Raw genomic sequence first — 21,303 nt, 5'->3', positions numbered from 1 at the left:
CAGGGACCGAGGACGCACCGTGGCCTGTTGATCGAGCGGGACGGGGCGCTGGTGGTGCACTGCTTCAGTCAGGACGGTCAGGAGCGGCGGGACTTCGACTTCGCCCGTTGGGTATGGCGCCAGAGCTGCGCGATGCGCTGGTGGCCGCGTTCGTGAAGCGGACCGCGCCGGGGGCCGGGCAGACGTCGCTGCACTCGGTGGGCCACGTCTACAAGGCGGTGGTGCGGCTGGACCGCTACCTGACGACGTTGACCTGGCCGCCGACGCGGCTGGCGCATCTGACGGCCGCCCACATCGACGGCTTCCACGAGAGCCGCAAGCACATCGACAGTATTCGCGTCGACCTCAGCCAGCTGCGGCAGTTGCTGGCCGTGGCCGACGGGGTCAGCGATGCCGTGTCCGCCCGGTTGGCGGGCCCACTACCGAAGCAGATCCGGGGCGAGGGGCGACACAGCTGCAGCCGTACGGAGCTGAAGCGGATAGCGGAAGCCTCCCGCGCGGACCTCCGTGTGGCGGCGGCGCGTATCCGCGGCAACCGCGACCTGCTGCGGTGCTTTCGGAGCGGGGAGGACATCGCCCGGGGCAACGAAACGGTGGCGCGGCGGCTGTAACTGCTCGACTGGGACGACCACTTCGCCGATGTCCCGCGGATGTCCGCGCCCTGTCCGTCGGCCACCAGTCCCGCTCCCCGCCCCTGTACCTGGGTGAGCAGGCTGGGTTCGGTGGTGGAGTTCGTCTCAGCCCTGCACCTGACGATCGCCGAGACAGCGGCCCGGCGCGGTGCTGTTGGCCGCGATGACAGGCGAGAACCCGGACGTGATCTTGAAGACCCCGGCGGTGCACCATCGTGCGGACGGGTACACAGGCGGGCCGGGGACGGCCATCGTCGGCCTGGTCAAGCCCCGTCACGGGCGACGCGCCTCCATGGACCTCGCGCTGTCGGAGATCCCGGACTGGATCAGCATCCCGGCCAAGCCCGAGGAGGTCACGGCGCGAGACGAGCTGCACACCCCGTTCGGCCTCTATCTGCTGCTGCATGAGCTGACGGCCCGCTCGCGGGAACTGACCGACGGGGACCGTCTGCTGGTCGGCCATTGCGCGGCGGGCGGACGCGGCGCCAGCCGGGCCTGCGCCCCTTGAACGACGCGGGCCTGCACGTCGCGCAGCTGGGCAGGACGCAGGGCCTGCGGCGCGACGAGCTCGATGAGCGGGGCGAGCCGGTGCCTCTCCCCCTCCGACGCAGCCTTCCTGAGACTGGAGTTGTCGGGAGAGCTAGATGTCACCAACATCGCCAAGCTCTGCGACATCACCGTCCTGGCGATCGAGAAGGACCACCGGCGCCTCCTGCTGGACCTGGCCGCCATCACCACCTGCGACAACGGGAGCCCGTACACCCTGCTCGGCATCTCGCACGCCGCGGGCCGTGCCGGGGGCAGCCTTACCGTGACCGCTGCCAGCGAACCGGTCCGTGACGCCCTTCACCGCACAGGAGCCGACTCTCTCCTGGCCGCCCCGCCCTTTTGAGCCGCGTTGCCAGGGGGCCCATCGGTGCATGACATCAGGGCACCACGCACGAATGTCCCCGCCCAGGCCCTACCGCAGCGTTCAGGGGCCGCGGGAGCCTGGACAGCTTTTTGCGGCCCCCTGCTGCGCCAGCGCGGGTCAGTGGCTTCCGGTGAGTTCGCCGCTGAGCTTGTCGTGGATCTGGGCGCTCGGCTGGTTCAGGCCGATGATCTCGACGGTCTTGCCGCGCTGCTTGTACTTGGTCTCGATGGCGTCGAGGGCGGCGACGGAGGAGGCGTCCCAGATATGGGCGGCCGTGAGGTCGATGACGACCCTGTCGGGGTCGGTGGCGTAGTCGAACTGACCGACGAGGTCGTTGGAGGAGGCGAAGAACAGCTCGCCGGTCACGGAGTAGACGACGCTGCCCCCGTCGGGGTCGGTAACCGCGGTTACGTTGGCGAGGTGCGCGACGCGCTTGGCGAAGATGACCATGGCGGTGACGGAGCCGACGACGACGCCGATGGCGAGGTTGTCGGTGGCGACCACACAGGCCACCGTGATGACCATGACGGCGATCTCGCCCGCAGGCATCCGCTTGAGGGTTCTGGGGGCGATGGAGTGCCAGTCGAAGGTCGCGAAGGACACCATCACCATGACGGCGACCAGCGCGGCCATCGGGATGTCGGAGACGACGGGTCCGAAGACGATGCACAGCACACCATCTCCTGGCGAGACCCGACGTCACCACATCAAAGACACATACCGGGATAAAACAACAAGATGAAACGACGTCTAAGAGCCCACCTTTGAACCTCTCTTGATCTCGTACATCCCCCGGGGGAGGACTCCGTACGCCCTGGGCTCTCCGTAGACACGCCGCGCTCACGCCTCTGTCATACAGCTGCGTCGGCACCTCGGCAGGGGGCAGGGATGGGTTCTGGTCAGTGGATTGTCCACGCCTCAGGAGGCAGGAAGCTCACCGGTGCGTCCATGGCCTCCGCGGGGAGGAACACCGGTCGGGTGAGCAGGTGGTCCCCCGATCTCTGGACGCCGATCACTACGCCCAGGCTCCGTGATCCGGGTTCACCGAGGTTCGCATAAAACAGCTCGGAGAAGGGCTCGCGGATCCCGGCACGGTCGACAATCCACTGCTCGAGTTCCGAGGGCGTCCGGCCGACCAGCGCGACGCAGTCCGCGTAGACCTGAGGGCCCTTCAAGGCGTCGACCGATATCCCGCGCAGCCGCTCCTCCCGACCGTAGTAGAACGTCAGCCCCAGCCCCCAGCACTCTCCCTTGACCGTGCTGTACCGATCTCGCGAGAGAGCCGCACGCGTGTGGCGCTGGGGGTTCCGTACGAGGGCACCCAGCGCTGCGGTGACCTCCTCTGGCCGCATCCCGAAACGCAGCGGACCCACCCCCTCGAACGGTTCCAGCAACCATCGCCGCCGCCCGCTGTCCGGAAGCACATCCCACACACCCCACCGGTCGAACATTCACTCAATCCTTCATCCAAGATTCCTGCTTCACGATCCGGCCTTCCGTGTCCTGCTCGGTGGTAGTACGAGCCGGGCCGTGCTGGGCCACACCCCCAACCGCCGTACCAGCAACCAATGCCGCCCTCAGGCACGGTGCGTCGGCCATCCGAGGGCCAGGGCCCGTCCAAGGTCCGCCGCCGGGAGGCTCCGGCCGCGAGCCGTTTCCTCCCGGTGGCCCGCCCACGTCGGCCGTCGCTCAGGCGGTGTGACGGCGACGGCTGTGGGCGGCGGCGGCCAGCGCCGCGCCCAGGGTGATCGAGGCACCGCCAGCCCCGAGCATCCAGCCGGAGCCGGCGGTGCTGCCGGTCGCGGCCAACGTGGCGCCCGAGTCGGCGTCGCTGCCGGTCTCGGTCAAGGTGGCACCCGAGTCGGCCCGGCCGACGGTGCCTCCCGTGTCGGTGGCCGAAACCTGTGGCAAGTCGCCCTGCGAAGCGGGCTTGTTGCCGGGGTCCTGCGGCTTGCTGCCGAGCTCGCCCGTGGCCGGCGGCTCGCTCTTCTCGACCACGATGTCGAAGTCGTAGGGCATCGCATCCGACATGATGAGGGTGTCGTCCTCGTCGAGGTATCCGCCGAGCGCCGAGGCGTAGCCGACGCCTACCGGCGTGCCGACGCCGACCTTCATTCGCAACTTGATGTCGGTGTGCTCACCGGGCGCCAACCCGGCGAGCGTGGTGAGGTGGCCGATGTTGGGGTCGACCGTCTTCCAGACACATGCGTCCTCGTCGTACCACTGCAGGGTCAGCAGGTGCCACCTGTCGCGATTATTGTGGCCGAAGGCCGCCAGCAGAGCGTAGACGTCGACCGTCTTGATCGCCTTGGCAGAGGAATTGATGGCGCGGAAGGTGAAATTCTTCCAGCCGGAGCCGGGCACGACCTTGCTGGGCAGGCCGTGCAGCGTAGTGCTCAGTGCCGACTCGTCCAACTCCGCCGCACCGGCCGGGCCTTCTTCGGATTCCCGGGCCGGCCCGGCGGCAGGCTGGGCCGAGGTGACGGACTCGGCGGTCCCGGTCGGCTCGATGGTGCCGTTCGGGGTGGTGGTGGGGGAGGACGGCCGGGTTCCGCTGCCCGTCTCCTCTCCTGCGGCCGTGTCCACGGTGCCAGGGGCTTCGGGCTGCGTGGTGGGGGCGCCGGTCGGTACCGACTCGGCAGCGCCCGGCGTCGGCTCGGCAGGAACTCCGGCCGGGGGCGCCGCCGGGCTAATTCTTGCCTCGGATGCCGCAGCGGCCTGCGGCGATGCCGCGGCACCGGAGCTGGCCGGATCACCGGCTGACGGCTCTCCTTGCCCAGTCGGGAGCTCCGGGCTCCCGGGCTCCGGAGCGGGCTCCGGTATGGAGAGGGCCGGCGGGCTGACCTCTGCCGCCGCCGCGGGTGCAGCGGCCAAGAGCGTCGGGGTGGCCATCGAGACGGCAGCCAGGGCTGCCATACGCATGTACTTCAAGAGAAAATCAAATCTGTCGCTATGGGATGGAGTCCCCTAATCTTTCGCGGTTGTCAAAGTTTCCACTACCTTGCATCAATTTATGGACTCATAAGCCATGCTTTGGACAGGGCGCGGCACTGCTGCCCCTGGAGCGGGCGCCAGGCATATCGGGTCAGCGGCGGGAGAAGTCGGCTGCGTAGGTGACTCGGGGAGCCTGGAGCGGCGTGTCCAGTGGGCCGCGGTCTGGACCGTGATGCCCAGGAGGCGGCTCAGAACGACGGCAGGAAGTTCGCCCACAAGGTCCAGAAGAGCCGTGTTCCGGGCCGGCTTGACGCGGATGCCGAGGCGGTGGAGCCGTCGCATCAACTGCTTGTTCGTCATCGGGCGGCCGGCGAAGGCGCCGGGGAACAGCCATGGATGATCGTCAATCTGTCCGATGACAGCAAATCCCTTGCGCTCATTGACCAGGCGAAGGATCAGGATGTCCAGCGGCGGCGGCATCTGCAGTGGATGGCTGCCCAGGGACAGACTGACCGCAGCGTCCTCGTGGGTCACGTGAGTGGCGGTGAGGGCCGTGATGGTACTGAGGCGCTGAGCGAAGAGCAGGACAAGTAGCCCGGCGACGCGGTCGGTGAGGTCGAGTGTCTCGTCATGGAGAAGCTGACGCACGAGTTGCCATCGGCTGGTCTGCTCGATCCCGCTCGTCTCGTCCTGCCTAGCCGACAGGGGGATCTCAAAACCGGTTGCGTGACGGTGTTCGACGGCCCACAGGGGGAAGGTCCGCGCGATGTGCCGCAGCCAGGGGCCTTCGTCCACCCATTGGTCGATGTCAAATTGGGTGCAGGTGGCCAACGAGGTGCCGGACTCGCTTAGCCAGGCCAAGAGTTGGATGGCGGCTCGGACATCTCTGCGAGCACCGCTGGTCTGCCCGTAGGTGTTCGATGCGTTCTGCCGCTGTGCTCCATCGGCGGCGCCGCCAAAGGCGCGGTCGACTTCGCCAGTGCCCCGGGCAAGGTCATCGGCGACTGGATGGCCAAGTCGGCCGGCGAACTCGCCGCCGCCTCGGCCGATCTGACCGCCAAGGCCGTGAACAAGACGATCAAGGTCGACCTGAACGCGGGCTGGTTCCGCGACAACTACGAGATGATCTTGCCGATCGGTTTGATCATCCTGGTCGCCACCTTCTGCGCCCAACTCATACGGGCCGCGATGAAACGCGACGGTCAGGCGTTGCCCCAGGCATTCACCGGCACCGCTTCCGGCGTGCTCTTCGCCTTCAGCGCCATCGCGTTGACCACCGTCGCGATCGAAGTGGTCGACGCGTTGTCTGACGGCCTGTTCAAAGCAGCACACCTGTCGATCGAATCCGCAGTGCGGCGCATGGTCAAGGTGAATCAGATTCCCGGCCTGACCGGGATGGGCTGGCTCGTCGCCGTCTTCGCCGCCATCGGAGCTGCCATCGGAGCGGTTCTGTACTGGTGCGTGATGATGGTCCGCAAGGTCGGCATCCTGGTCATGGTCACCCTGGCCGTGTTCGCCGGAGCCGGCGGCGGCTGGGAAGCCGCCCGCCGCTGGCGACGCGGCTGGATCGAAGCCACCGCCACCCTGGTCGTCAGCAAGCTCCTGATGACCGTGATCTTCGTGCTCGGGATCGCCGCGATGGGCAAGACCGAGGCCAAGAACGGCCTCGGCGCCCTGGCCGACGTCATGTCTGGCATCGTGATCATGGTCCTGGTGCTGCTCTGCCCGTACGCGACCTTCAAGTTCGTTCACTGGGCCGCAGAAGGCACAGACGGCGAATCGATTCACCGGGCCGGTGGAGCCGGCGCCCAGATGGCCCGGCAGCACACCGAGCGCGCGGGCCGCAAGGCCGCCGCCATGGCAGCCACCGCCGGAACCGGTGGCGCGGCGGCCGGAGCGGGCGCCGCATCGCAAGGGCCCGACTCGGTGCCCGGCGGTGGCTTCCCCGGCGATATCGCCGCCAACTCCACGGGTGGCAGCGGCAAGGAATCCGGCAGCCCCGGTGGTTCCTCGGGCGGCCAGGGCATGGAGGACGGGCTGGAGAAGGCTGTTCCGCCCACGCGCCCCACCGAGGACACCAGTGGTCATTTCGGCGGCACCCCCGGCCAGGGCGGTCCCGGTTCGGGTGCACAGTCCCCCTCCGGCGGCGGGTTCTTGTCCAACCCGCCCGGCGCTTCCACGCCTCCGCCGCAGGGCGCTCCCCCGGCCCCGAACTCGTCCTCCATCGACGGCGCCAGCGGCGCCGGAGCGCCCCCTCCGCTTCCCCCGCCCACCGGCCTCTGACCCCGTCCCCTCACGCCGGAGCGGCACGCACCACGCCGTGTGTGCCGCTCCGGCCCCGCCCTCGCACCACCGGAACGGCCCTTGTCTGAACTCACGATCACCCCCCTCACGGTCAAATTCCCGCACAGGTCCAAGCGCGGCATCCTGCTCGGCCTCACTCTTCCCCAGACGGCCGCCCTGGAGGACCACGAGCTCCCCATCAATCACCAGGTCCTCCTCCAGCCGGGCGGCAGCAACCACGAGATCTGGGAAGGCGCCGCTGAGATCGGCGCCACGGCGGGATTGGAGGTGGAGCTTGCCGGACCGGATGTAAGCAATGCCCCGGTAACCGTCGGGGATCCGGCGGGACAGCGTCGGGGGCGCAGGGTGCGTTTCTTCTTGAGTGACGAGAAACCCCAGGTCATCGCCTCGCACCTGCGAAGAGCGGGGCAGTCGAGGTCACGCTGGCCGCCAAGGGCCGATGCGTCCGTGCTGGCCAACAGCGAGGTCCCTCCAGAAGAAACGCACCCTGCCCGGGCACAACGGATCCGTTGCGAACGAGGTTCGTTGGCGCTTCTTCTGAGCCAGGCTGGCACTGGTATCCGGGGAGCGCACGCCATGGGGAGTGCTGTGGGGCCACGTAGGTGGCTGTCGTTCGGAGATGCATTGGTGCTGCTGGGCGAAGATCTTCCTGCGATGGCGGCGCTAGACCGCGCGCTCGGCGGAGCGCTCAACCTAGCGACCGGTGGCTTAAGATGCCATTTCACTTGGTCAGTCTGCGGTGACATATGAGGGTTGCGGCGATGGCGGTGAAGGCCAGGAAGTGTTGCGGCTTGCGCTCGTAGCGGCGGTGCAGGCGTCGACAGCCGGACAACCAGGACACGGTCCGCTCCACGACCCAGCGGTGTCGTCCCAGGTGCTGGGACGACTCGATGCCCTTGCGGGCGAGGCGGTGCCGGATGCCGCGGGATGCCAGCCATCGCCGCAGGTGGCGGTAGTCGTAGCCCTTGTCTCCGTGCAGTTTCCCCGGCCGTCGGCGTCGCGGGCCGCGACGGGAGCGGATCGGCGGGATGCCACGAACCAGAGGGATGAGGGCCTGGCTGTCGTGGAGGTTGGCGGCGGAGATGCCGATCGACAGGGGCAGACCCTGCCGGTCGACGATGAGGTGGATTTTCGATCCCTTCTTGCCGCGGTCGGTCGGATTCGGTCCCGTCAGCTGCCCCCTTTGAGGGCGCGGACACTGACGGAGTCGATCGCACACTGCGTCCAGTCCAGCCCGCCCTGGGCGCCGAGTTCGTCCAGGACCAGGCGATGGAGTTTGGCCCACACCCGGGCTTCGGTCCACTCGGTGAACCGGCGAAAGGCGGTCACCCCCGACAACCCGAAGCCCGGCGGCAGTTGGTTCCATGTGCAGCCTGAGGTGGCCACGAAGATGATCGCGGCGAGCACCTCGCGGCCCCCGCGCCGGCGATGGCCTCCACCCTGCGGGCGAACCGGCGCCGGCGGCACCACTCGCTGGAACAACTCCCATAAGTCTTCCGGCGCCATCCGCTCGACGAGCGCAGCAGTCATCACCCCAGACTGCCGCAAAATCACGCCAACTGAAATGGCTTCTAAGTAGTGGGTTGCTCGGCATGGTCGATGCACGCGGGAGAATCCTCGGCTTGGATCGCGACGCGGCACCTGGCCTGGGCGAACGACTGGGACGTGCCGACGGGCGCGTTGAACGGACCCGTGTTCTAGAGGCGGCGCACACGGTGATTGTCGTGCTCGGCTTCTTCGATGCTTTAGAGAAGGCCGAACTTCCTTTCTCCCTAGATAATTTGGAGCTGACCCGCCAGGAACAACTCACCCTGGCGGTCGGACGGCTCCCCTCCGGCGACAGTTTTGCGTACACCATGGCGCAGGTGGACGCGCCACGTCCCGGGCCGCACCTTCCCTACGAACACCACATCGCCGAACTCCGCAGCTGGTATAGGCATCTGGCGTCCCGTGCACGCCTTCTTCCAGGGCCTGGCCGCGTGGGAGCGACTGCCTGAGGTCGCGCGCCGCGAGGCTGCGGACACCGTGCGCGAGTTGGTTCCGCAACATGCAGTCGAAGAGTACGAGAGTCTGTACGCACCTGACCGCCGAGGTGCAGCAGTGGTGGCAGTCGCTGCTCGGAAACGACGAGGCGACCGTGTGCGAGACGGTCAACTACGCCTTCTCCGACAACCCCGCCGCCGGCTGCGCGGTCGGGGTCGAAGGCTCCGTGATGTCCGTGGTGATGCGCCAACAGGACATCGACTCGCTGCCCGACCAGACCCCCCGGAATCACCTCCAGCGGACGCCCCACGCTGAAAACGCTCGCCAAACGGGACCGCGTCATGTGGTGGCTCACAGCTATGGGGTCCAACATCATCGCCACCCTCAAGGAGGGCTTTTCCGTCGCACCCGGGATCACCGCGATCGACCTCGCGGTCATCACGCGTATGCCGGACACGCAGCGGCTCGGGTTTGTGGCGTACGGCAGGTGGACCCGCCAGGCCATCGAGGCAGGCCATCGAGGCAGGCCACTGGCAACAGCCCGAGGACGCACTGAGGTTCCTCGACATCGGCCATGATGTCGCCTGCGCCGTCGCAACCACCGCCTCCGGAAACCTGTCCAGCACCATCAAACCGCTCGACACCAGCCGGGTGTCCGGCCTACAGAGCCTGCTCGACCACGCCCAGGACGACGCCGCCACGTCCGACTCCACCCTGGCCGGCCTGGACGGCGACCTCCGCGCCACCCCCCCAACCGCCCCCGATACGCCGGCCCCGGACCACTACCGGATCCGTACCTTCGCCGAGTGGAAGACCCACGCCCCCACCACGGCCCAGCCGCCCGTAACCAGCGAGCCCGCCTCCACTCCCCCGACGGCGCTCACACCGGGGCAGAACCTCGCACTGCCCGAGGAGGCGTGGGAAGGACTGACCATCGCGTTCAGGTTCGGCGGGGCAGATGCCGACCTCACCCTCTTCCTCACCGACGCGCAAGGCCGGGTCGCCTCCGACCAGGACTTCGTCTTCTACAACCAGCCCTCTGCCGCCCAAGGGGCCGCGCGACTCCTGGGCAAGGAGATCCATGGCACGCGCACCGTCGAGCGCGCCGCCGTCCACCTCGCAGCCCTCCCAGAACACGTCCAGCGTATGACGATCGTGATCAACATGGACGTCGACACCGGACTGACAAGCGGCGCCCTCACCCACGCAGAACTCGACATCGGATGCGTCACAGCCACCTGGACCTTCCAACCGCCCTCCGACCCTGCCATCCGAGCCATGGTCATCGCGGAGCTGTACCGCCACCGGTCCCCCGACGGCCAACCCGTATGGAAACTCCGCGCAGTCGGACAGGGCTGGGCAGACGGACCCGACGGCCTGGCCAGAGCCCACGGCGTCGACGTGGGCTAGTTCCTGTCCCCCTTGACGACGAGGCCACCCAGCTGAAGCGAAAGGTATGGCGACCGAAGGGAGCACTTGCCTACTGTCCCCGCGGAGGTAAACCGTGTCCTGGCCATCAGTGATCATCCTTGTCCCCGCAAAGCAACGCCCGTCGCTCGAGCGACGACTCCGCGCCTTTGAACTCGTGCCGGATCCTGTGACGGGTGACGAAAGGTTGCACTGGCACGGGTACTCCTTCTACCTCGACCTCTCGGGCGGGATCCTGACGGACTACGAGCCGGACGAGCTCGAGCAAGTGATGGCCTCAATCGGCGAACCGTATGCCGTCTACGTGTCGTGCCAGTCCGTGGACGCCGCCCGGACATTCCTCCGCGATGTTCTCCCGGGTGTCCAGGGTCTCGTCGACACCAACCATTTCGAAATCTTGCCGACGAGCGAGTTCCTCACCCTGGTGGACCGTCATCCCAGCTGGGACTGGCGTCGCCAACCAAGCACCGACCTCCGATAGACCGGCCTACTCCGGCTCCCTGTCGTATGCAGACCCAGATCAGGATGGCAACGAGGTGCAATGCGGTCTGATATGCGACTGCGAGCGTCTCCGTCCGCAAGGGTCACAGAGACACTCTCTAGTGGTCTCTGTGACCCTTGCGGACGGAGCTGAGCCCACGTCGGGGGGGGCGTACGCGGACCTGACGATCCGGTGGTCTCCGCGCGAGCGGAGGTGAACCGTTCGGATCGCCTCGCCCTGTCCCCTGGGCGCCGGACCGGACCAGATTGAACACTTCACGGGCGACTTAGCGTTTGAGGCAGCGGGTGATCTCGCGTCGTGTCCTACCCTCCTCCGTACGCCGCTGAAAGTACGCCTGAGTGCGCAGGTCCCAGCGCAGTCGAGTCAGCACAATGCGGTGGAGAGCGGCATGCGCTCTGCGGTCGCCGCCGCGATTGCGCCGATGATGTCGCCGCTGGAGCCCTGAGTGATACGCGACGGGACTCGCCCCGCACAAAGCGGCAAAGGCAGCCTCACTACACAGCCTCCCGACGTTGCCTCCCATCGTGACCAGTAAGGCGGCGGCGCTGTCTGGCCCAATGCCCACCGCGGCGAGCAGCTGCGGAAAGTGCGTCCCAATGAGCTGGGCCAGGCGCCGCTCGACTTCCCGGATCTGAACAGTCAGTTGCCCAATACGCTGAGCCAGCAAGCACAGAATGAACCGCGTGGCCTCCTGGATAGGGTCGCGGTCCCCCTCCTCTTCCCTCAGCGCCGCGCAAGCGCGGATCAGTGATCGGCGGTTCAATCCGGCCAGTGTCTCCCGCAGTGCCGGACAAGCGGTGACCAAGACCGCCTTCAGCTGATTAGTGGCCTGAGTGCGAGCTTTCACGGCAGAGTCTTTGGCCACCTTGTACAGGCGGATGCTCTGCACCGGCCCGTCACCGGACTTGGCGAAGGCGTGTGCGCGGCCGGCCACTCAGTACAACCATGGCAGCAGCCTGTGCGTCGACCGTATCGGACTTCCCCTGCCGCCGGCGAAGCGATCGGTCCGGCCGGTTCACTTCGATCACCACGACGTTGCGGGCGAGGAGATATCGAGACAGGGCAGCTCCATAGCTCCCGGTTCCCTCTACCCCGGCTCGCCGTACGACGCCCAACCCATCAGCCCACTGCAAAAGTTCTAAAGCGACCTCATCTAGAGCTGACGAGAATCGTTCGGTATATGCAACCAGAATCGATCATCTCCCGTGTCAAGCGTCCCCTTGCCACCGGCCCGCCAAAGCAGTCAGCCGTGAGAAAATGCAGGCTCACCGCAGGTCCATTCTGGAGACACGCCTCACCGGGCCGGTGCCACTATGCACTGCCCGGTTCCGGCACCGACGCTCGCCGGTAAAGACACCCCGGTCCAATCGCTCATGAGTCAGATCCCAGCCCGCAGCAACGCCTACATATGGTCCCAGACCAATACCGAAAGATAGTGAGCCTTCAGGCGTTAGCCGGTTCCGCACCACATGGCTCGGCATGAGGCAGAAACGGGCCGCTCTATCGCCTCATCGGATCCCTTTCTCGACCACTATTGACCCACGCGCCAGGTAGAGCCCTAAACACGAAGACCGGGAGCTATGCGGACGCCAGGGGAGGTCGCGCTGCACGCGCGGATCGGCCTTTGCCTCGACCCTTAGATCTCGTAACAGGATCTTGCTGAATGGCCCTGGTTGGGCGTGACTGTTGTGACGATCTGACCGTTCGGATGGGTGTGACGACTCGGCCGTGGATCGTGGATGACGACTTGTGGGAGCTGATCGAGCCGCTGCTGCCTCCCTGGCCCGAGCGGTCGCCGGGGCCGAAGCCGGTGGCCGGCCGCTTGTGCTTGCAGGCATCCTGTCCGTCTTGCACCAGGGCATCGCCTGGCAACTTCTGCCTCTGGAGTTGGGGTTCGGCTCCGGACAGACCTACTGGCGGCGGCTGGATCGCTGGCAACAGGCGAGGGTTTTCGAGCAGTTGCACCGCATCCTGCTCGCGAAGCTGAACGCGGCCGGCGAACTCGACTGGTCCCGCGTGTGTGTGGATGGCTCCCACATCCGCGCGAAAAGGGGGAAGCCGCGACCGGTCCGTCGCCGGTCGACCGGCGGAAAACAGACAGCAAACACCACCTGATCTGCGACGGGCGCGGCACTCCGTTCCACTTCATCACCACCGCGGCGAACGTCAACGACATCACCCAGGCCCTCGCCCTGGTCGACGGTCTGCCACCCGTGGCCGGACGCCCCGGCCGACCGCGACGTCGACCCGACGCTCTCCTGGGCGACAAGGCGTACGACTCCAAGGCCGTCCGGCGCGGACTGCGCAAGCGCCGGATCATGCCCGTGATCTCCCGAAAGGGCGCCCCCAACATCAAGGGCCTTGGCAAGCTCCGCTACGTCGTTGAGCAGACCTTCGCCTTGCTCCACCAGTTCAAGCGACTCGCCGTGCGCTGGGATCGACGCCTCGAACTCCACGACGCTTTCGTCTCATTGGCCTGCAGCCTGATCTGCTGGCGCCGCCTCAAGAAGGCCCATTCATGATCCTGTTACGAGCTCTTACTCTCAAGGCCGCCCACCCAGCTCCAGCCGATGCCCCCACCCCTGGCGCCATCGAAGATCCCCACGGATGGCCCGCACACCTCGGACCCTCAACCTTCAGAAGCAGCGGTACGTCAGAGCTCAGTCCCCGCGCCTCAGCCAGGTCTCCAGATGCGACAGGGCCCCGCCAAACGGTTCCGGCGGGGCCCTCACATCTCACACGCAACTCACCAACCACGTAGACGCACGATAACCACAACGAGCTGACCTGGCCTTATGCGCCTCACCTGGACCGCCTTGGACCCCACAAGACGCGATCTACAACCTGTGCCATGTGGGACCGGATCGCGCCGTCGCCCAGAGTGGTCCGGTCCACGATCAGCAGTGGGCCACCGCCGCCGGCCTTCCGGACGGCGCCCCGACTGCGGGAGGCCACAAAGCGCCCTAGAGACCCCGACACCCGCCCCCACCTGACAACCAATCACCGACGCCTGAGCATCGCCCGGCAAGAAGAGCCTCCAGCAGGCCATCGCGACGATCGCCGGCGTCCAGGACCACCGCATCGCAGCCACCCGCCCAGTAATCATCCCCAGGCTTCGCCGGGTCAGCCGCCCCCAACACCCCCTGCGGCCCGCCCAAGACGGCCATGCGCGCCGAGGTATCACGCGTTATCTCGCTCGCCGCCTGTCCCCTGCTACCAACCAAACCATCGCTATACAACACGCCCCACTACCACCAAGATCCGGACCATACGCGGGCCAACTCCCCACATTGAAACTGTCGGACCGGCATCCTTGCTGGTCAGAAGGCTGCACCGCCTGTACCACCAGCAGACGAAGAACCTTCTGGTTTCGTACAGTCCAAAGAAACTTGGGTTCTTCTAGAGCCTTGAGCCGGTTGCCTGGAGAGGCCGTTGCGCTCCAGGCAGTCCGACACGGGAGTCACTCTGGGTAAGCCACAGGCTGCCCGAGTCGACCGTCGACCTGCACGAGGACTGTCCCCGGACCGGTCACGGACCAGCCTGCCGTCCGGGGTGCGGCAGGCGACAGCGGCTGCCGTACGCGCCCTGCCCACGCCTCAGTTCTCCGGCGATCCCGGCTTCGCCGGGTTGGGAGCGGAAGCGGAGGGACCACGAAAGCCTCACCCATGCGTGACCTCACGCTGTCAACTCGTCGCCGACACGGCCGTGATCAGGTCCCGGGCAGCCTGCCCGTATCGGGACCGATCAGCTGCGCGGCAGTGGCGAGCCGAGCAGCCAGTTGCCGGGTGCCTCGGTGTCGGTGCTGAGGTAGAACTCCTCGATGGCGGTGCGGAACTCGTCGTGGGTGATGGTGCCGCTGCCGTTGCGGTCGAGGCGCTGGAAGGCCGCGCTGGAGGTGGCCGGGTCGATACCGAGGGCCTCGTACATGCGGACGTACTCATCAGCGGTGAGCATGCCGCTCTTATCGGTGTCCAGGGCGCGCATGAGGGCGTCGATGATGGGCGTCACCAGGCGTTCGACGGTCTTGGCGTCAGCGGCGATGTGGGAGCGCATGGCGGTGATGAACTCTTGGCGCCCGATGCGGCCCTGAGCGTCCGGAGCAGCGGCCTCGCCCAGAACGTCCCACCAGAGCATGAACGCCTCGCGCAGCGCGCTCTTGTTGCTCTCGTCCGGCGCTACCGCGGCGAACACCTCGCCGATCTGCTGGAAGTCATCGCGGGTGAGGTAGCCGTCGCCAGTGCGGTCGAACCATGTGAACAGGAAGGTGAACTTCTGCTCGGTGCTGTTCTGCGCCATGGCGGCCTCCTTGAACGGAGCGGTTGGTCTGGGCGTTGAGGCTGGTCGGCCCGACCTTGGAACCTGGGGTCGGCACTCTGGGGTTCCATCGCAGCTCACCCATAGGCGCACGGTAAATGCGCCTCAGTGGTGCGACTAGGCCTATTCCCGGCCGCCGACGCGAACCGTCGGCACTTACTCCCGCCCCCGGCGAAAGGCTTCGGCCGCGCGGGCGGGGCGATACTGGTGGTGACAGTCGCCCCACCGCCGCGCCGGTCTCGGACGCGGGCCCGGTGGGTGGGGACGCACCTTCGTCGATGTCTCCGAGGGGAGCCGTTCATGACCACGGCGAAAGACCTGTTCATCATCGCCATGGACCTGAAGCATTCCGTGGGACAGGGCGATCTGTCCCTCGCACTCGCGGGGGCCGAGCTGATCGATCTCATCGGTGCGGGGGTGGTCACCGTGGACGGCGACCGCATCGTGCCGGGTGGACAGCCGACGCTGGAAGATCGGTTCATGGGCGAGGCTGCGGCAGGGCTCACTCGGCAGGCGCCCTACGAGCGGATCGAGGACTGGATGTGGCGCCGGGGTCGAGACCTCTCGGCCGCGTACCAGGCCGTCATGGAGGAGAACGATGAGCTGAAGCCGCAGTTCAGCGGCCGGTTGCCCGTCGGCTCGCAGCGCGTGGAACTGGTCGATACGCCCGCGCGCCGGCGTGCGGCCGACCGCTGGAAAGAGAAGGAACCCGTCCTGGCCTCCCTCGCCTCGGCCGTGGGCATCGACGACGAACGAGCCGACGATGAGCCCGGCCTCGATGACGAGGCGGTGACGACCGTGCTGGCCGCCGTCCACGACGCGGTGATGGAGCTGGAGGCCGTACGCCAGAGGCGGACCATCGAGAACGCCGCCTTCGCCAACCTCTGGCGCGGACCGTGAGCCGAGCCCGCCTTCGGGAGCGCGGTCGAGTCCGACGGCGACGCGGTCGCGCGGCCGTCGGTCGGCGTCTACTGCATGTCCGTGGACCAGTTCCGGCCAGGTTGCCGCGGCCTGCACCTGGGACCTGGGTGTGCGTCCGGCGCCGCCATCATCTGATCGCGGTGTCTCAGGGCAGCGCAGTTTTCAGTGACGAGTCGTGTCCGCGTGCGGAGGGAGTGCCGCGTCGAGGGTTTCTCGGATGACTTCGTAGCAGCTGCAGGCGTGGGCCTGGAGGCGGGCGCGGTCCAGGATGGTGATCGTGCCGCGGCTGTAGCGGATGCAGCCGTCCGCGGCCAGCGCGCCGGCGACCTCGCTGACGGAGGACCTGCGGACGGCCAGCATCTGCGCGAGGAACTTCTGCGTGAGGTCGAAACGTTCGCTGTGCATGCGGTCGGCGGTCATCAACGTGCATGCGGTCGGCGGTCATCAACAGCCAGCGCGCGCAGCGCTGGTGGGTGCGGTGGCCGCGGATGCACGCCCCGTTGCGTGCGAGCTGGGTGAACATGGACTGGGTGAAACGCTGCAACGCCTGTTGCAGTCGCCCGTCCAGCAACGCGATCTCGTGACGGAACCGGTCGGCGTCCATCCGCAGGGCCCTGCCGGAGACCTGGCAGAGCGCGCGTTCCGTGGCGGTCGCCACGCCGAGGAAGACAGGGAGGCCGACCATGCCCTCGTCGCCGACGGTGGCGACCTCGACGGTCGGGCCCTCCAGGTCGGTGACGCTCGAGCACACACCGATCAGGGGGAAGTACACGGCGTCGATGCGCTCACCCCGGGCGGTAGAGCACATCGCCGGCGGCCCATTCCGTCGGTTCCAGATGGGGACGCAGATACTCGCGGGTGGAGCTGGGGAGAGCGGCGAGGATTCGGTTGCCCACCGGGTCGTACGAGCCGCCAGTGTCGCTCGCCATGCGGTACGCCTCTCGTCCTGTGTCAGGTGGCCATTGCCGACGGGATCACGGCCGCCCAGGGCGGCAGCGACACCCGCATCATGTCGGCGGCGCCCGGCACCATCACCAAGCTGATCAGCGCGTGTGCAAGCACCGGCAGGAGCAGCACGAAGTCTGCGCAGCCCGTCGCCATCGCCACGCTCGGCATGCCGGGCGCCTCCGACGTGGCGAGGACCTGGGCCAGCGCGCGGCCGCCCGCGCCCCGGACATGACGTACGCCCAAAGCCCCGTCCTGCTGTCGGCCGGTCAGTACCGCGACCAGCAGGCGGGGGCCGAACGCGGCCGCGGCGGAGGTGAACGTCGGGTCCGCCGCGCTGTGATCGTGCACGGGGTGCAGGGAGACCCCGCACTCCGGCGAGAAGGCGGCTCGGAGTCCCGCCGGCACCACATGGACCACGCCGGGCGACAGCTGGTCGGCGTCCCGCAGCAAACGCACGGGCAGCGCGGACAGAATCTCGCGGTACGCGCTCACGCCGGCCAGCGACGCGGTCAGGCAGACCACGTCGAAGGCGGCGGAAGGACTCTGTGCGGCAGCGAACATAGGAGCCGTCTAATGCCCGCTACCGAACACAGCGTGCGCGCGGCGTCGAACCAGCCATCGGCTCGGTGTGGGAGTGCGCTCCCGGGGCAGCCGTAAGGCATTCACGAGGGTGACGAGGGCTCGGAGAGAGCGCTCGGAGAAAGTGTTCGGAAGGGAGCATGTGGTCGTGCTGAAGCCGGAACCGCGCCAGGTGAGGAGCTTGCTGACCCGGTACGCGAACGCGCGCATCGCCCTCGCGGAGAAGCCCGTACCCGCGTGGCAGCGTGAGTTGGCGGACGTGTCCCAGATGCTGTGCGCGATGACCGGGAAACGTTCCGTCACCGCCGCGATCACGGCTGCCGACGAGATGCTGGCGGCGGGCCGGTCCCGGGCACCCCGTCGCTCCTCCCCCACGGCGGACGCGCCCCTTTCCGCCTGAATCATCGAGCAGGGCCCCGCACGGTGCGGCGGGGCCTGGCTATGGGGCGATGACCTCGGCGTGGCGTGCCAGGCCTTCCGCCATGCCCTGCATGAACTTCTGCAGGTAGCGCGGCAGGAACAGGCGCTTCAACCCGCTCGTCTCGTACTCGCCGTGCCAGTGGATGACCGTGCCCGAACCGGCTGTCGGCTTCAGCTCGATGCGGGCGCGGTAGTTGTGCATCGGCGTGTTGAACGCGTCCTCGTAGCCCAGGAGGCTCGGCTCGACCTTCTCCGTCAGCCGTTCGCCGGTCACGACCCGTCCGGTGCGGAACGCCCGGACGGCGCCGACGCCGTCGTCGCCGTCCGGGTCGAGCCCCTCCGACCGTGCCGTGTCCAGGCTGTCCACCTTCGACCACAGGGGCCAGCTCGTCGCGTCGACGAGGAGCTTCCACACGATTTCCGGCGGGGCGGCGGTGGTCACGGTGACGTCGTATCTCTGCATGAGGGGAGAGTCTTGCCGGTCATTGGGCGTCCCGGCACGGAATCTTGCGGATCGGCAAGAAACCGCAAGAACCCGCAAGGATCAGCAAGGACCGGCAAGATTCGCATGGCTACTTCAGGCCGCGATCCAGCGCGTTGAACAGGATGTTGTTCGACGTGTCTCCCGACATTTCCCAGATCATTCCGCCGAGCAGCCCCTTGGACTTGATGTACTGCGTCTTCTTCTCGATGGACCAGGGATCGTCGAAGGACCACCACTGGCCGTTCGCCCCGGTGTAGCCGTACGTGGAGACGGACTGCTCGTCGTGGTAGACGGTCAGGTTCGGGTAGCTCGCGACCAGGTTGTCGTAGCCGCGCGTGCCCGCCTCCTCCTGGAACTGACCGGGCGCGGCGCCGTTGGCGCTCTGCCACTCGCCGTGCGCGCCGCCGTCGGCGACCTGCTGCCAGCCGCGCCCGTAGAACGGGAAGCCGATGGTCAGCTTGCGCGGCTTGATGCCCTGATCGGTGTACGCCTTCACGGCGTCGTCGACGCTGAAGTCGGTGGGGTACGGGCTCTGTGCGTCCTTGTAGAGGTTGGCCTGGTGGCCCGTGCGGTTGGGTTCCCAGGAGTTGTCGCTGCCCGCGCCGTGGAAGTCGTATCCCTGGACGTTGCCGAAGTCCAGGTACTTGAAGACCTCCTTGAGCTCCCAGCCTTCGTTGATCTTCTTGGGGTCGGCCGGGGTGAAGGCGGTGAGCAGCCGGTGGCTGCCGCCGAGCGCGTCGAGCTGTTGGCGGAACTCGGCGATCAGAGCGGTGTTGTTGGCCTTGTCGTCCGTGCTCCAGTGGTTGCCGGGGTGCCCGTCCGGCGATCCGGGCCACTCCCAGTCCAGGTCGAACCCGTCGAAGATGCCCGCGGCGACGCCGTCACCACCCGCTCCGTTGTACGCGGGCAGGTTGCCCTTGATGTACATGTCGATGCAGGACTTGACGAACTTCTTCCGCGATTCGTCGGTCTTGGCGACGTCGGAGAAGTACTTGGAGTAGGTCCAGCCGCCGAGCGAGACGACCACCTTGAGGTTCGGGTGCTTCGCCTTGAGCTTCTTGAGCTGGTTGAAGTTGCCGCGCAGCTTGCCCCAGCCGTCGTCGGCGACGCCGTCCACGGACTGCCCTGCGGGGAAGGCCCGGCCGTAGTCGGCCTCGGCGTCCCCGGCTCCGTCGCCCTGGTTGGGGTCCTGGGGGTTCTGCGTGGTCCCCTTGGTGACGCCGTTGAGGCAGGTGAGGTTCTTGGGGTCGATGTTGGCGAAGGCGTAGTTGATGACGTCGAGCTTGGCGGCGGCGCCGGACGTCTCCAGGTCCCGGACGAAGTACTGCCGGCCGTAGATGCCCCACTGCACGAAGTAGCCGACCTTGGCGTAGCCGTCCTGGCCGACGGGGTCCTTGGTGGTGAGGGAGAGTGCGTTGCTCGCGGGCGACGCGTTGTCCGCCGCGTCCCGCGCCTTGACGGTGAAGGAGTACTCCGTGGCGGGCGTCAGGCCGGTCACCGTGCTGGTGAGGGTGTCGGCGGGCAGGCTCTCCACGAGTGTCGTGCCGCGGTACACGTCGTACGCGGCGACGCGCTGGTTGTCGGTGGCCGCGTCCCACGCGAGCTTCACGGTGCTCGAAGTGACCTCACCGGCGCGGAGGTTGCGGGGCGGCGTGGGCGGCACGGTGTCGGTCGCCGGGTCCACGGTGGTCGCGCCGACCGGGGCGCTCGGCTCTCCGGTGTTGCCGCGCGTGTCCTTGGCGCGGACGCTGAACTGGTAGGCGGTCGCCGGTTCCAGGCCGCGCACCGTGGCCTGGGTGGTGGCGCTGGCCGCGACGACGGTGGTGCCGCGCAGCACCTCGTACGAGGCGACGGGGAAGTCGCCCTGCGTGGCCGCCGTCCACTTCAGGCTGACGGTACGGGCGGTGGCGTCGGCGACGCTGAGCCCGGTGGGTGCCTTCGGGGGCACGGCCGCGGTGCCGTCGCATTTGTCGCCGTTGATGAGGCAGCCGGTGGGCGGCTTGAGCTGGCCGCTGCCACGGAAGGTGTAGCTGTACGGCTCGGTGTCGCGGCCCGCGGGGACGCGGGCGTTGTAGTAGGCGGGCGTCACGACGACGTGCTTGCCCTTGATCTCGGCGGTGCCGTGCGTGTGGTCGCTGATGGTGACGCCGTCGGGCAGGTCGAATTCCAGGGACCAGGTGCTGACCGCGGTGTCGCCGCTGTTCTTCACGACGAACTTGCCGGTCCAGGACGTGCCGCTGCCCTCGCTGACGAAGGTGGCGGTGAGCTTGGCGGCCGCGACGGCGGGGGCCGCGAGTGCGGTGAGTCCGGCCAGCGCCAGCGCGAAGACGGCGAGGACGGCGATGAGGCGTCGGGGGCGGGCCGGGCCCTCGTGGGGTCCGGCGGCGGGTCTGAGTAGGGACACGGCTCTCCTTGGTGAGGTGAGAGCCTGTGTCATAACCCCGGCCGGATCAGTGGGCGTCGTCTGGTGCGTGCGATCGCAAGGCGCCGGAGCGCCCTCGGTGGGGGTCCCCCCGGGCCCTTCAGGCCTGGGGGAGGAGCTACCAGGACGTTTCGGCAACGCGGCGAGCGTGCGTGCCAGAGGACGCCCACCCGGCCGGGGTTATGACACAGGCTCTGAGGCGGGTCGGACGCGCGTCCTGCGGTACAGACCTCTCAGGGAACCACCGCTCGTGAGCATGTCAACGCGGGCGGAAGGGTGCACGGGCGTACCAATGCGCGGCGCCGAGCCCCTCCGCGACGCTCCCGCGTCCACAAAGGACCGGGGCAATGGACTGGACCAACTCGGCTATATTTTGCCTCCCCTTGACGCGGCGTCGGGCCGAGCCGGGTCGCGGCGTGAACCGAGAAGACACCGGCTCGCACGCGACGGACAAGATCGTTTTGCTACGGGAACATTGCGACCCCTACGGGAACATTGCGCGCCCCACGTCTGTATTGC

At 67.7% G+C, this 21,303-nt stretch carries 19 protein-coding genes and 3 pseudogenes; 10 read left to right on the top strand and 12 right to left on the bottom strand.

Features of this window, described 5'->3' with window-relative positions; genetic code table 11:
- Positions 1-107: 107 nt before the first annotated feature.
- The 3 genes from DEJ48_RS35975 (at position 108) to DEJ48_RS35965 (ending at position 1,524) form a co-directional block, all read left to right on the top strand.
- Positions 108-611 carry a hypothetical protein gene (locus tag DEJ48_RS35975; protein ID WP_150220297.1) on the top strand — a complete coding sequence of 168 codons (504 nt, stop codon included), beginning with the start codon at positions 108-110 and terminating at the stop codon, positions 609-611.
- Between the two features lie 205 nt (positions 612-816).
- Positions 817-1,140 carry a hypothetical protein gene (locus DEJ48_RS35970; RefSeq protein WP_150220296.1) on the top strand — a complete coding sequence of 108 codons (324 nt, stop codon included), beginning with the start codon at positions 817-819 and terminating at the stop codon, positions 1,138-1,140.
- A gap of 63 nt (positions 1,141-1,203) precedes the next feature.
- On the top strand, positions 1,204-1,524 hold the full coding sequence (locus DEJ48_RS35965) for an STAS domain-containing protein (RefSeq protein WP_150220295.1): 321 nt from the start codon (positions 1,204-1,206) through the stop codon (positions 1,522-1,524).
- A gap of 138 nt (positions 1,525-1,662) precedes the next feature.
- Here DEJ48_RS35965 and DEJ48_RS35960 read toward each other — a convergent pair.
- The 4 genes and pseudogenes from DEJ48_RS35960 to DEJ48_RS35945 form a co-directional block, all read right to left on the bottom strand.
- Positions 1,663-2,220 (bottom strand): annotated as a pseudogene (locus tag DEJ48_RS35960) (STAS domain-containing protein); the annotation flags it as partial.
- A gap of 224 nt (positions 2,221-2,444) precedes the next feature.
- Positions 2,445-2,996, bottom strand: coding sequence for a hypothetical protein (locus DEJ48_RS35955; RefSeq protein ID WP_150220294.1), 552 nt, complete (start codon positions 2,994-2,996; stop codon positions 2,445-2,447).
- Positions 2,997-3,234: 238 nt separating this feature from the next.
- Positions 3,235-4,131: a hypothetical protein gene (locus tag DEJ48_RS35950; protein ID WP_150220293.1), complete on the bottom strand. Its 897-nt coding sequence runs from the start codon at positions 4,129-4,131 to the stop codon at positions 3,235-3,237.
- A 420-nt stretch (positions 4,132-4,551) separates the two neighbouring features.
- A complete protein-coding gene (locus DEJ48_RS35945) occupies positions 4,552-5,274 on the bottom strand; it encodes a hypothetical protein (RefSeq protein WP_150220292.1) in 723 nt (240 codons plus the stop codon).
- Positions 5,275-5,382: 108 nt separating this feature from the next.
- Between DEJ48_RS35945 and DEJ48_RS35940 the strand changes: the two genes are divergently transcribed.
- Positions 5,383-6,762: an ATP-binding protein gene (locus DEJ48_RS35940; protein WP_411757563.1), complete on the top strand. Its 1,380-nt coding sequence runs from the start codon at positions 5,383-5,385 to the stop codon at positions 6,760-6,762.
- A gap of 742 nt (positions 6,763-7,504) precedes the next feature.
- On the opposite strand, the gene DEJ48_RS35930 is transcribed toward DEJ48_RS35940, so the two are convergent.
- Positions 7,505-8,313 (bottom strand): IS5 family transposase gene (locus DEJ48_RS35930; RefSeq protein ID WP_223832262.1). Its coding sequence is split into 2 segments (ribosomal slippage): positions 7,505-7,963 and positions 7,966-8,313, totalling 807 coding nucleotides; the frame shifts between segments, so codons are not numbered across the junction.
- Between the two features lie 62 nt (positions 8,314-8,375).
- On the opposite strand from DEJ48_RS35930, the pseudogene DEJ48_RS41175 reads away from it, so the two are divergent.
- The 3 genes and pseudogenes from DEJ48_RS41175 (at position 8,376) to DEJ48_RS35915 (ending at position 10,675) form a co-directional block, all read left to right on the top strand.
- Positions 8,376-9,081, top strand: a pseudogene (locus DEJ48_RS41175) (hypothetical protein).
- Positions 9,082-9,237: 156 nt separating this feature from the next.
- A complete protein-coding gene (locus DEJ48_RS35920; RefSeq protein ID WP_223832319.1) occupies positions 9,238-10,176 on the top strand; it encodes a TerD family protein in 939 nt (312 codons plus the stop codon).
- A 109-nt stretch (positions 10,177-10,285) separates the two neighbouring features.
- Positions 10,286-10,675, top strand: a complete 390-nt coding sequence (locus DEJ48_RS35915) for a hypothetical protein (protein ID WP_223832318.1) — start codon at positions 10,286-10,288, stop codon at positions 10,673-10,675.
- A gap of 286 nt (positions 10,676-10,961) precedes the next feature.
- On the opposite strand, the gene DEJ48_RS35910 is transcribed toward DEJ48_RS35915, so the two are convergent.
- On the bottom strand, positions 10,962-11,630 hold the full coding sequence (locus DEJ48_RS35910; protein WP_150220288.1) for a transposase: 669 nt from the start codon (positions 11,628-11,630) through the stop codon (positions 10,962-10,964).
- 774 nt (positions 11,631-12,404) lie between these two features.
- On the opposite strand from DEJ48_RS35910, the pseudogene DEJ48_RS35905 reads away from it, so the two are divergent.
- A pseudogene (locus DEJ48_RS35905) lies at positions 12,405-13,218 on the top strand (IS5 family transposase).
- Between the two features lie 1,222 nt (positions 13,219-14,440).
- Here DEJ48_RS35905 and DEJ48_RS35900 read toward each other — a convergent pair.
- Positions 14,441-14,992: an EF-hand domain-containing protein gene (locus DEJ48_RS35900; protein ID WP_150220287.1), complete on the bottom strand. Its 552-nt coding sequence runs from the start codon at positions 14,990-14,992 to the stop codon at positions 14,441-14,443.
- A 318-nt stretch (positions 14,993-15,310) separates the two neighbouring features.
- On the opposite strand from DEJ48_RS35900, the gene DEJ48_RS35895 reads away from it, so the two are divergent.
- On the top strand, positions 15,311-15,910 hold the full coding sequence (locus DEJ48_RS35895; RefSeq protein ID WP_150220286.1) for a GOLPH3/VPS74 family protein: 600 nt from the start codon (positions 15,311-15,313) through the stop codon (positions 15,908-15,910).
- A 183-nt stretch (positions 15,911-16,093) separates the two neighbouring features.
- Here the strand turns inward: DEJ48_RS35895 and DEJ48_RS35890 are convergent, their stop codons facing one another.
- The 3 genes from DEJ48_RS35890 to DEJ48_RS35885 all read right to left on the bottom strand — a co-directional run bounded on the left by DEJ48_RS35890 (position 16,094) and on the right by DEJ48_RS35885 (position 17,440).
- Positions 16,094-16,336: a helix-turn-helix domain-containing protein gene (locus tag DEJ48_RS35890; RefSeq protein ID WP_190537797.1), complete on the bottom strand. Its 243-nt coding sequence runs from the start codon at positions 16,334-16,336 to the stop codon at positions 16,094-16,096.
- Positions 16,337-16,716: 380 nt separating this feature from the next.
- Positions 16,717-16,860, bottom strand: a complete 144-nt coding sequence (locus DEJ48_RS39945) for a hypothetical protein (protein WP_190537796.1) — start codon at positions 16,858-16,860, stop codon at positions 16,717-16,719.
- 22 nt (positions 16,861-16,882) lie between these two features.
- Entirely contained in the window at positions 16,883-17,440 is a 558-nt protein-coding gene (locus DEJ48_RS35885; RefSeq protein WP_150220284.1) for a chemotaxis protein CheB, read from the bottom strand.
- A 109-nt stretch (positions 17,441-17,549) separates the two neighbouring features.
- Between DEJ48_RS35885 and DEJ48_RS35880 the strand changes: the two genes are divergently transcribed.
- Positions 17,550-17,858 (top strand): DUF5133 domain-containing protein, encoded by a 309-nt coding sequence (locus DEJ48_RS35880; RefSeq protein ID WP_317850944.1) that lies wholly within the window; start codon positions 17,550-17,552, stop codon positions 17,856-17,858.
- Between the two features lie 39 nt (positions 17,859-17,897).
- Here the strand turns inward: DEJ48_RS35880 and DEJ48_RS35875 are convergent, their stop codons facing one another.
- Positions 17,898-18,341, bottom strand: a complete 444-nt coding sequence (locus DEJ48_RS35875; protein WP_150220282.1) for an SRPBCC family protein — start codon at positions 18,339-18,341, stop codon at positions 17,898-17,900.
- Between the two features lie 109 nt (positions 18,342-18,450).
- The gene (locus DEJ48_RS35870) at positions 18,451-20,799 is read right to left on the bottom strand and encodes a glycosyl hydrolase family 18 protein (protein ID WP_150220281.1); all 2,349 of its coding nucleotides are present in this window, start codon (positions 20,797-20,799) and stop codon (positions 18,451-18,453) included.
- Between the last annotated feature and the right edge of the window lie 504 nt (positions 20,800-21,303).

Origin of the sequence: Streptomyces venezuelae, from assembly GCF_008642315.1 — a bacterium.
Classification (GTDB): domain Bacteria; phylum Actinomycetota; class Actinomycetes; order Streptomycetales; family Streptomycetaceae; genus Streptomyces; species Streptomyces venezuelae_D.
Note: the sequence above shows the minus strand (reverse complement) of the source record. Positions and strands in the feature narration are given on the sequence as shown.

Bases quoted from the DNA above. Each gene is read 5' to 3' on its own strand.
- DEJ48_RS35965 (WP_150220295.1), top strand. From the start codon at position 1,204: ATGAGCGGGGCGAGCCGGTGCCTCTCCCCCTCCGACGCAGCCTTCCTG.
- DEJ48_RS35955 (WP_150220294.1), bottom strand. From the start codon at position 2,996: ATGTTCGACCGGTGGGGTGTGTGGGATGTGCTTCCGGACAGCGGGCGG.
- DEJ48_RS35900 (WP_150220287.1), bottom strand. From the start codon at position 14,992: ATGGCGCAGAACAGCACCGAGCAGAAGTTCACCTTCCTGTTCACATGG.
- DEJ48_RS35895 (WP_150220286.1), top strand. From the start codon at position 15,311: ATGACCACGGCGAAAGACCTGTTCATCATCGCCATGGACCTGAAGCAT.
- DEJ48_RS35890 (WP_190537797.1), bottom strand. From the start codon at position 16,336: ATGCACAGCGAACGTTTCGACCTCACGCAGAAGTTCCTCGCGCAGATG.
- DEJ48_RS39945 (WP_190537796.1), bottom strand. From the start codon at position 16,860: ATGGCGAGCGACACTGGCGGCTCGTACGACCCGGTGGGCAACCGAATC.
- DEJ48_RS35885 (WP_150220284.1), bottom strand. From the start codon at position 17,440: ATGTTCGCTGCCGCACAGAGTCCTTCCGCCGCCTTCGACGTGGTCTGC.
- DEJ48_RS35875 (WP_150220282.1), bottom strand. From the start codon at position 18,341: ATGCAGAGATACGACGTCACCGTGACCACCGCCGCCCCGCCGGAAATC.
- DEJ48_RS35870 (WP_150220281.1), bottom strand. From the start codon at position 20,799: ATGACACAGGCTCTCACCTCACCAAGGAGAGCCGTGTCCCTACTCAGA.